The organism is Sulfitobacter sp. HI0129, from assembly GCF_001635395.1.
GTDB lineage: Bacteria > Pseudomonadota > Alphaproteobacteria > Rhodobacterales > Rhodobacteraceae > Sulfitobacter.
Genome location: NZ_LWGH01000458.1, coordinates 1 through 7,187, shown reverse-complemented (window position 1 = coordinate 7,187; position 7,187 = coordinate 1). Strand labels below are relative to the sequence as shown.

Annotated in this window: 8 protein-coding genes; 4 read left to right on the top strand and 4 right to left on the bottom strand. The window is 66.8% G+C overall.

What is annotated here, in order from left to right; genetic code table 11:
* Positions 1-45: 45 nt before the first annotated feature.
* Complete coding sequence (gene aroB, locus A3764_RS12545) at positions 46-1,155, bottom strand: 3-dehydroquinate synthase (protein ID WP_067951637.1); 1,110 nt, start codon at positions 1,153-1,155, stop codon at positions 46-48.
* Complete coding sequence (locus A3764_RS12540) at positions 1,148-1,744, bottom strand: shikimate kinase (RefSeq protein WP_067921952.1); 597 nt, start codon at positions 1,742-1,744, stop codon at positions 1,148-1,150. The genes aroB and A3764_RS12540 overlap by 8 nt, the downstream gene beginning before the upstream one ends.
* Positions 1,745-1,824: 80 nt before the next feature.
* Between A3764_RS12540 and A3764_RS25695 the strand changes: the two genes are divergently transcribed.
* From A3764_RS25695 to A3764_RS12530, 3 genes are read left to right on the top strand one after another with little or no spacing between them, the layout of a single operon-like run.
* Entirely contained in the window at positions 1,825-1,974 is a 150-nt protein-coding gene (locus tag A3764_RS25695) for a hypothetical protein (RefSeq protein ID WP_201722230.1), read from the top strand.
* A gap of 4 nt (positions 1,975-1,978) precedes the next feature.
* Complete coding sequence (locus A3764_RS12535; RefSeq protein WP_067921939.1) at positions 1,979-3,568, top strand: hypothetical protein; 1,590 nt, start codon at positions 1,979-1,981, stop codon at positions 3,566-3,568.
* Positions 3,568-4,542: a tyrosine recombinase gene (locus tag A3764_RS12530; protein ID WP_067951636.1), complete on the top strand. Its 975-nt coding sequence runs from the start codon at positions 3,568-3,570 to the stop codon at positions 4,540-4,542. Before A3764_RS12535 ends, A3764_RS12530 begins: the two co-directional genes overlap by 1 nt.
* On the opposite strand, the gene A3764_RS12525 is transcribed toward A3764_RS12530, so the two are convergent.
* On the bottom strand, positions 4,479-5,300 hold the full coding sequence (locus A3764_RS12525) for a metallophosphoesterase family protein (RefSeq protein WP_236628186.1): 822 nt from the start codon (positions 5,298-5,300) through the stop codon (positions 4,479-4,481). The two genes, A3764_RS12530 and A3764_RS12525, sit on opposite strands and share 64 nt — an antisense overlap.
* Positions 5,301-5,412: 112 nt before the next feature.
* Here A3764_RS12525 and A3764_RS12520 point away from each other — a divergent pair, with 112 nt between their 5' ends.
* Positions 5,413-6,720 (top strand): HlyC/CorC family transporter, encoded by a 1,308-nt coding sequence (locus A3764_RS12520; RefSeq protein ID WP_067951635.1) that lies wholly within the window; start codon positions 5,413-5,415, stop codon positions 6,718-6,720.
* 89 nt (positions 6,721-6,809) lie between these two features.
* Here the strand turns inward: A3764_RS12520 and A3764_RS12515 are convergent.
* Positions 6,810-7,187, bottom strand: a 378-nt coding sequence (locus tag A3764_RS12515; protein WP_150122163.1) for a glycine cleavage T C-terminal barrel domain-containing protein, incomplete at its 5' end; no start/stop codon positions are given.

Genomic DNA, 7,187 nt, shown 5'->3' with positions numbered 1-7,187 from the left:
TGTTCGCTGTCTCGGGCAGACGCTACGGCCAAGGCCGGGGCAGTGTCAAACACCCGCAGAGCGTGAGGCGCCATCAGAACAGCGGTTTTCGGACACATCGGCGCTTACGAAAGCCTTGCCGATCCCACGGGCGAGGATAAAGCGAAGCTGGCCGTCCACCACCTTCTTGTCCTGCCCCATGAGGTCGAGCAGTGCGTCGGGGCCGGGCAGTTCGCCGGGAATGTCGCCCAGATCGGTCTTCATCCCCATGTCGCGCAGATGGGCGCGGACGCGGCTTGGATCCTCCTGCGGGCACAGCCCCATGCGCGCTGAAAGCTCAAAGGCGAGCGCGCAGCCGATGGCCACCCCTTCGCCGTGAAGCAGCCGGTCCGAATACCCGGTCGCAGCTTCCAGCGCGTGGCAGAACGTATGGCCGAGGTTCAGCAGCGCGCGGTCGCCCTGCTCTGTCTCGTCGCGCACGACGATCTCGGCCTTCATCTCGACCGAACGGCGCACGGCAGCGATGCGCGCGCTGTCATCGCTCCGGGCCAGCGCGGGGCCGTGCTTTTCCAGCCAGCCGAAGAACTCGGCATCGCCCAGAAGCCCGTATTTCACGACCTCGCCGTAGCCCGCCAGCAGATCGCGCAGCGGAAGCGTATCCAGCACCAAGGTATCGGCCAGCACCATGCTGGGTTGGTGAAACGCCCCCACGAGGTTCTTGCCGTGGCGCGTGTTGATCCCCGTCTTGCCGCCCACCGAGCTGTCCACCTGCGCGAGCAGGGATGTGGGAATTTGCACGAAGCGCACGCCCCGCCGCAGGATGGAGGCGGCAAAACCAACGAGATCGCCGATCACTCCGCCGCCGAGCGCCACGACCACGTCCCGCCGTTCGATCCGCTCATCCAGCAGCCATTCGACGCAGGCCGTGAGGTTCTCCCAGCTCTTGGTTGCCTCCCCGGCGGGCAGCACCTTGGCGCGGCTGTCGATCCCGTCGCGGACAAGCCCGTCGCGCAGGGCGTCGAGATGCAGGGCGGCCACGTTTTCATCGGTGATGATGGCGACCTTCGGACGCCGGAGCAGCGGCGCGATGCGCTGGCCCGCCTCGGCCAGCAATCCGGGGCCGATGACCACGTCATAGGCCCGCCCCGGCAGGGGCACATGTACGGTTTCAGTCATCCAGTCGCTCCAGCACGTCGGGCCGTTCGAGCAGGGCGGCGATCACGCGGCGGCCCATGGCGTCGATCGACAATTCCGGCGCGCAGCGCACCGACAGGTCCGCCTGCCGGTAGATCGGTACCCGCTCCGCATAGATCTCCGCCAGCGTCGCCCGCGGGTTGGGGGTGCGCAACAGCGGACGGGTATCCTTGTGCCGGACCCGCTGCCACAAAAGATCGAGATCGGCATCGAGCCAGAGCGACAGGCCGCGCGCACTGATGTTGCGCCGGTTATCCGGGGCCAGAAAGGCACCGCCCCCGGTCGAAAGGATCCCGGGGGAAGCATCGAGCAGCCGGGCGATCACCTCTGCCTCGCGTTTGCGAAAGAACCGCTCGCCATCGCGTTCGAAAATCTCCGGTACGGTCAGGTTCGCGGCGGATTCGATCTCTGCGTCGCTGTCACGGAACGGGACATCCAGCGCGGTGGAAAGGTTGCGCCCCACTGCGGTCTTGCCCGACCCCATCATCCCGACCAGGGCCACCGTCTTGTGCAGACGGAAGCGCGGGCGCGGCTGCGCCCGATCGGCCATGGTTTGCTCAATTTCGCTCATTTTTTCCTGAATGACGTGATCTTGGACAAAAGGCCAGATATAGAATGAGGGAAACAACGGCAAACCGGGCGCGAGCATATATGGGTAAACTCTTCAAGCTTCTGATCATCCTGCTGATTCTCGGGTTCATCGGGCTTGTGGGCTATGCTTATATCGGACCCTTCTTCGGCGCCGACTTCTCGCCCCCGCAGGTAGAGACGCGCATGCCCGTGACCCTGCAGGGGGACTGATCCTATGTCCGCAGCACCGGGATCGGTCTGGGGCGCAGTGTTGATCGGGGTTCTTGCGGCGACGGGCGTGCCCGCGCAGGAACCCGCCCCGCAGCAGCCGCTTTCCGTCATCGACTGGCTTGATGAGACCGCGACACCGCGCCGTGACCCCGCGCGCCCCGTGGCGCTGCCGCAGCCGGGCGAGCCCCCCGTGGCGCGCAGTGCCACCCCGCCCGAAGTGCAGGTCGCGCCGCTGCGGCAAGAACAATCGCGGCTGATCGGGCTGGTGCCGTCCCATGTCACCGGCCTGCCGGAAGATATCTGGCAGGGCAGTGACCCGGACCTGCTGGCCCGCCAGATCGAAAGGTTGCCCGACCCGGTGCTGCCCGCCTCACAGGCACTTTTGTTCCGCCTGCTCCTGACGGAGGCGCTGCCCCCCGAGGGGGACGCGGATGGCGGCGGTGCGCTCGCCCGGGCGCGGGTCGCCAAACTGAAGGCGCTGGGGGCTGTCGACCCGGCCCTGGCGCTGATCGAACAGGCCGGCCCCGCCCGCGGGCCCGAGAATTTCGCGCAATGGATGCAGCTTTCGCTTTTGGCCGGGACCGAAGACACCGCCTGCGCCACCATGCGCGCTGCCCCCCATCTGAGCGAAGCGCTCGATCTGCGGATCTTCTGTGCGGCGCGTGATGGCGCGTGGGAGGACGCGGCGCTGACCTTTGGCGTGGCCTCGGCGCTCGGGCTGATGGACGATGCGCGGCTCGACCTGCTGGACCGCTTCCTGCACCCCGATTTCTTCGAAGGCAGCGACCCGCCGGAGACGCCGCGCGACATGGACCCCATGGCCTTCCGCCTGTTCGAAACCATCGGGGAGCCCAAGCCCACGCGAAACCTGCCCCGCGCCTTCGCCGTGGCGGATCTGCGCGATGTGGCGGGATGGAAATCGCAGCTGGAGGCTGCAGAGCGGCTGACGCGGGCCGGTGCGTTGCCCGATAATCTGCTGCTCGGTCTTTATACCGCGCGCAAACCCGCGGCCTCGGGCGGCATCTGGGACCGGGTGGATGCCTTGCAGCGGTTTGACAGGGCGTTGGAGACCGGTGATCCCGAAGCGGTCGCCCGCACCCTGCCCCAGGCCTGGGCAGCCATGCGCGAGGCGGAACTGGAAACCGCCTTTGCGGAACTCTTCTTTGACGATCTGCGGTCGGTACCGCTGAGCGGTCAGGCAAGGGCGCTTGCGCTGAAAATCGGATTGCTCTCCTCCGCCTATGAAAGTGCTGCGCAGGACGCCGACCTGCAACCGGCCCACCCCGGCCCGACGGAAACGCTGGCGCTGGCCGTGGCCCGGGGCGAAGCGCCCAAGCGCCCGCCGGAGGGTGAAACCGCGGGCGCCGTGCAGGCCGCCTTTGCCGACCCGGTCCCACGCAGCGACCTGATGGAGCACGCGGCGAACGGAAAGCTCGGCTCCGCCATCCTGCACACGTTGCGATTGCTGAACGAGGGCGCCAGCGGCGACACGCGCGCCCTGCGCGACGCGCTGTCTACCTTGCGGGCCCTCGGGCTCGAAGACACTGCCCGGCGCGCGGCGCTGCAGGTGCTATTGCTGGAACGGAGCGGTTGATGCCCACGCCCACCTCTCACTGGATTTCGACCTTTCTGGAGGCTCAGGCAGCCGAACAGGGGGCGGCGACGAACACGCAGCTTGCCTATGGGCGCGACCTGAAGGATTTCGACCATTGGCTCGCCCGGCGTGACCGGGATTTTTCCGACGCGACCCGGGCGGAGGTCGAAGCCTATCTTGTGCATTGCAGCGATTCGGGGCTTGCCCGCTCCACCCGCGCGCGCCGTCTTTCGGCGATCAAGCAACTCTACCGTTTCGCCTTCGAGGAAGGGTTGCGCAGCGACAACCCGGCGATCCAGATCGCGGGCCCGGGGCAGGACAAGCGCCTGCCCAAGGTACTGGCCGTCGAAGAGGTCGACCGCCTGCTGGAGGCGGCGCGCAACTCCGGCCGGGCGCCGGAGGACCGGCAGCGCAATACCTGCCTGATGGAACTGCTCTATGCCACCGGAATGCGGGTGAGCGAACTGGTCAGCCTGCCCGTTTCTGCCGCACGGGGCGATCCGCGCCTGCTGCTGGTGCTGGGCAAGGGTGGCAAGGAACGCATGGTGCCCCTGTCACCCCCCGCGCGGGAGGCGCTGGCGGAATGGCTCACCTCGCGCGATGCCCGTGAAGAGACCGCGCGCCTTGCCGGGCGGCCCGTATCGCGTTTTCTCTTTCCGTCGCGCAGCGCGGCGGGCCATCTGACGCGGCACCGGTTTTACCTGCTGATCAAGGAATTCGCGGCGGCGGGCGGTGTCGATCCCGCAAAGGTCACGCCGCATACCCTGCGCCATGCCTTCGCCACCCATCTGCTGGCCGGGGGCGCCGATCTGCGCGCCATCCAGACCATGCTGGGCCACGCCGACGTGGCCACCACCGAGATCTACACCCATGTGCTGGAACACCGGCTGGCCGAACTGGTGCACGACCATCACCCGCTTTCGGATACCGCCCTGCGCAGGTCTTCGGGCAATATATCCTCCGACGGCCAGTAACCGGTCTCAAGGGCGCGGCGATAATCGGGCGGCAGCCCGGCCCGCTGCATATCCGCCGCCGCCCCGGCCACGTCATAGGCCAGTCGATGGAAGGTCAGCGCGCCCGCGCGCAGCAGGGCATAGCGCGTATTCGCGCCGCCGTCATTCGGGGGCATCCCGATCACTCCGGCGTTGATCCACCGCCCGCGCCTGCATTCCCGTTCGAACGGCAGACCGCAATGACCGGCGATGATATGATCGACGGGGCCGATGGCCGCTTCGGTGGCGTCCCATTCCTCCTCGAACAGCCGGGCGGAAGAACTTGGCCAGATGAAGCGCGCGACCTCGGACACGCCACCATGGATGACGGCATAGCGCGCCCCGGCGTGGGTAAAGCTGATGATATCCGGCAGGCCCCGCATCCAGTCGCGATCCGCGTCCTGCATCCGCGCCCGGGCAAAGGCGTACCACCCCACGGAAAGAAGGTCGCAGGCCGACCCTGCGTCGAACCCGCAGCCGCAATCCGGCGCGTTCTCGGCAAGCTGGCGTTCGCAATTGCCCGCCACCACCGGGCAACCGGCGGCACGCAGGGCTGCAACACTGGCTTCCGGCGCGCCGCAATAGGCGACGACATCGCCGGTGCAGATCATCCGGTCAGGCGAGACCCCGGCGGCAGCACCTGCAGTACACAGGGCCTCGAACGCCTGAAGATTGGAATAGGGGCCGCCAAAAAGCAGCACGGGGCCGCCGATATCGCCCAGATCGACGTGATGTGGCACGAATTGCCCTCCCCCCGGTCCGCGGGAATGCCCTGCGCGGATCCGATCCCTTGAATGAAGCCGCCCGCCCCATCATAAGAAGGAACGCCATGACACAAGGGTATTCTTTCAAATGGAAACGGGCACCGCAATGCTAGACGGCACCTTCTGGATTACCTGCGGGGTGATCCTTCTGTTGCTGATCCTTTCGGGCTTCTTCTCGGGCTCGGAAACGGCTCTGACCGCCGCCTCCCGCGGGAAGCTGCGGGCGCAGGCCGACAAGGGGTCGCGCGGGGCCGAACGGGCACTTGCGATCACCGAAGACAACGAGCGGCTCATCGGGTCGGTCCTGCTGGGCAACAACCTTGTGAACATCCTCGCGGCCTCGGTCGCGACCGCGCTTTTCACCCGGCTGTTCGGGGAATCGGGCGTGGCGCTGGCCACCCTCGTGATGACGCTGCTGGTGCTGGTCTTTGCCGAGGTGCTGCCGAAGACCTATGCGATCACCAATGCGGAACGGGCCGCCGCGCTCGTCTCCCGCCCGATCAGCATCCTCGTGCTGCTCTTTTCGCCCGTCGTGACGGCGGTGCGCTACCTCGTCCGGGGGGTGCTGCGCCTGTTCGGCGTGACCACCGATCCTGACAGCAACATCCTTGCGGTGCGCGAAGAAATCGCCGGCGCGCTGCAACTGGGTCATTCCGAAGGGGTCGTCGAAAAAGAGGACCGCGACCGTATTCTCGGCGCGCTCGACCTACGCGAACGCGCGGTGGAGGAGATCATGCTCCACCGCTCCGGGATCGAGATGATCGACGCGGATTCCGACCCTGCCGATATCCTCGAACAATGTCTGCAGTCGAACCACACCCGGCTGCCGGTCTTCCGCAATGATCCCGAGAATATCGTCGGCGTCATCCACGCCAAGGACTTGCTGCGCGCGATGTACAAGCTGAGCGGCGGGCCGCATGGCAACGATTCCCTGCTGAAGAACTTCAAGATCGACGACGTCGCGATGAAGCCCTATTTCGTGCCCGAAACCTCGACGCTGGACGAGCAGATGCGCCAGTTCCTGCGCCGCCGCACGCATTTCGCCCTCGTGGTGGATGAATACGGCTCGCTGCAGGGGTTGATCACCCTTGAGGACATCCTCGAAGAGATCGTGGGCGAGATCACGGACGAATTCGATCCCGACGCCGAACAGCCGCTGCAACCGGCGGAGGACGGGCAATATTACGTGGACGGCGCCATGACGATCCGCGACCTCAATCGCGCGACCGACTGGTCATTGCCCGACGACGAAGCCAACACCGTGGCGGGCCTCGTCATCCACGAAGCGCAGATGATCCCCACGCCAAAACAGGTTTTCAGCTTCCACGGCTTCCGGTTCGAGGTCGTCGCCCGCGAAGGCAACCGGATCACGCAGTTGAAGATCAGGCCGCTCTGACGCCCGCCCCGTCTGCATTGCGCGGCGCGGGCGGATGCCTCCGGCGGAAGTATTTCCGATCATGAGAAGCGGCGGAGCGGGCGTAATCCTCAGGCGCGCAGGCGGCGGCCTTCGGGGTCGAACGGCGGGGCGCTGAGGATTTTGGCGCGGTGCGGGCGGCCCAGCACCATCACCTCCACCTCTGTGCCGGCGTCCACATCCTTCACGAACCCCAGCGCGAGGCTTTGTCCCACCGAATAGCCATAGGCGCCCGAGGTCACGCGCCCCACCCCCCGGCCATCAAGGAAAATCGGCTCACCGCCCGTGGCATCGGCGTTGGACGCATCCGTATCCTGCGGATCGAGCGACAGCAGCACGAGCCGTTCGCGCGGCGGCTCCTGCAGGACGCGCAGCGCCGCGTCGCGGTTGAGGAAGGGCTTGTCGGTCTTGCAGAGCCGGTCGAGCCCGACTTCCTGTGGCCAGTATTC

Coding starts and splice junctions, on each gene's coding strand:
- A3764_RS12535 (WP_067921939.1), top strand. CDS start 1,979: ATGTCCGCAGCACCGGGATCGGTCTGGGGCGCAGTGTTGATCGGGGTT.
- A3764_RS12540 (WP_067921952.1), bottom strand. CDS start 1,744: ATGAGCGAAATTGAGCAAACCATGGCCGATCGGGCGCAGCCGCGCCCG.
- A3764_RS12530 (WP_067951636.1), top strand. CDS start 3,568: ATGCCCACGCCCACCTCTCACTGGATTTCGACCTTTCTGGAGGCTCAG.
- aroB (WP_067951637.1), bottom strand. CDS start 1,155: ATGACTGAAACCGTACATGTGCCCCTGCCGGGGCGGGCCTATGACGTG.
- A3764_RS25695 (WP_201722230.1), top strand. CDS start 1,825: ATGGGTAAACTCTTCAAGCTTCTGATCATCCTGCTGATTCTCGGGTTC.
- A3764_RS12520 (WP_067951635.1), top strand. CDS start 5,413: ATGGAAACGGGCACCGCAATGCTAGACGGCACCTTCTGGATTACCTGC.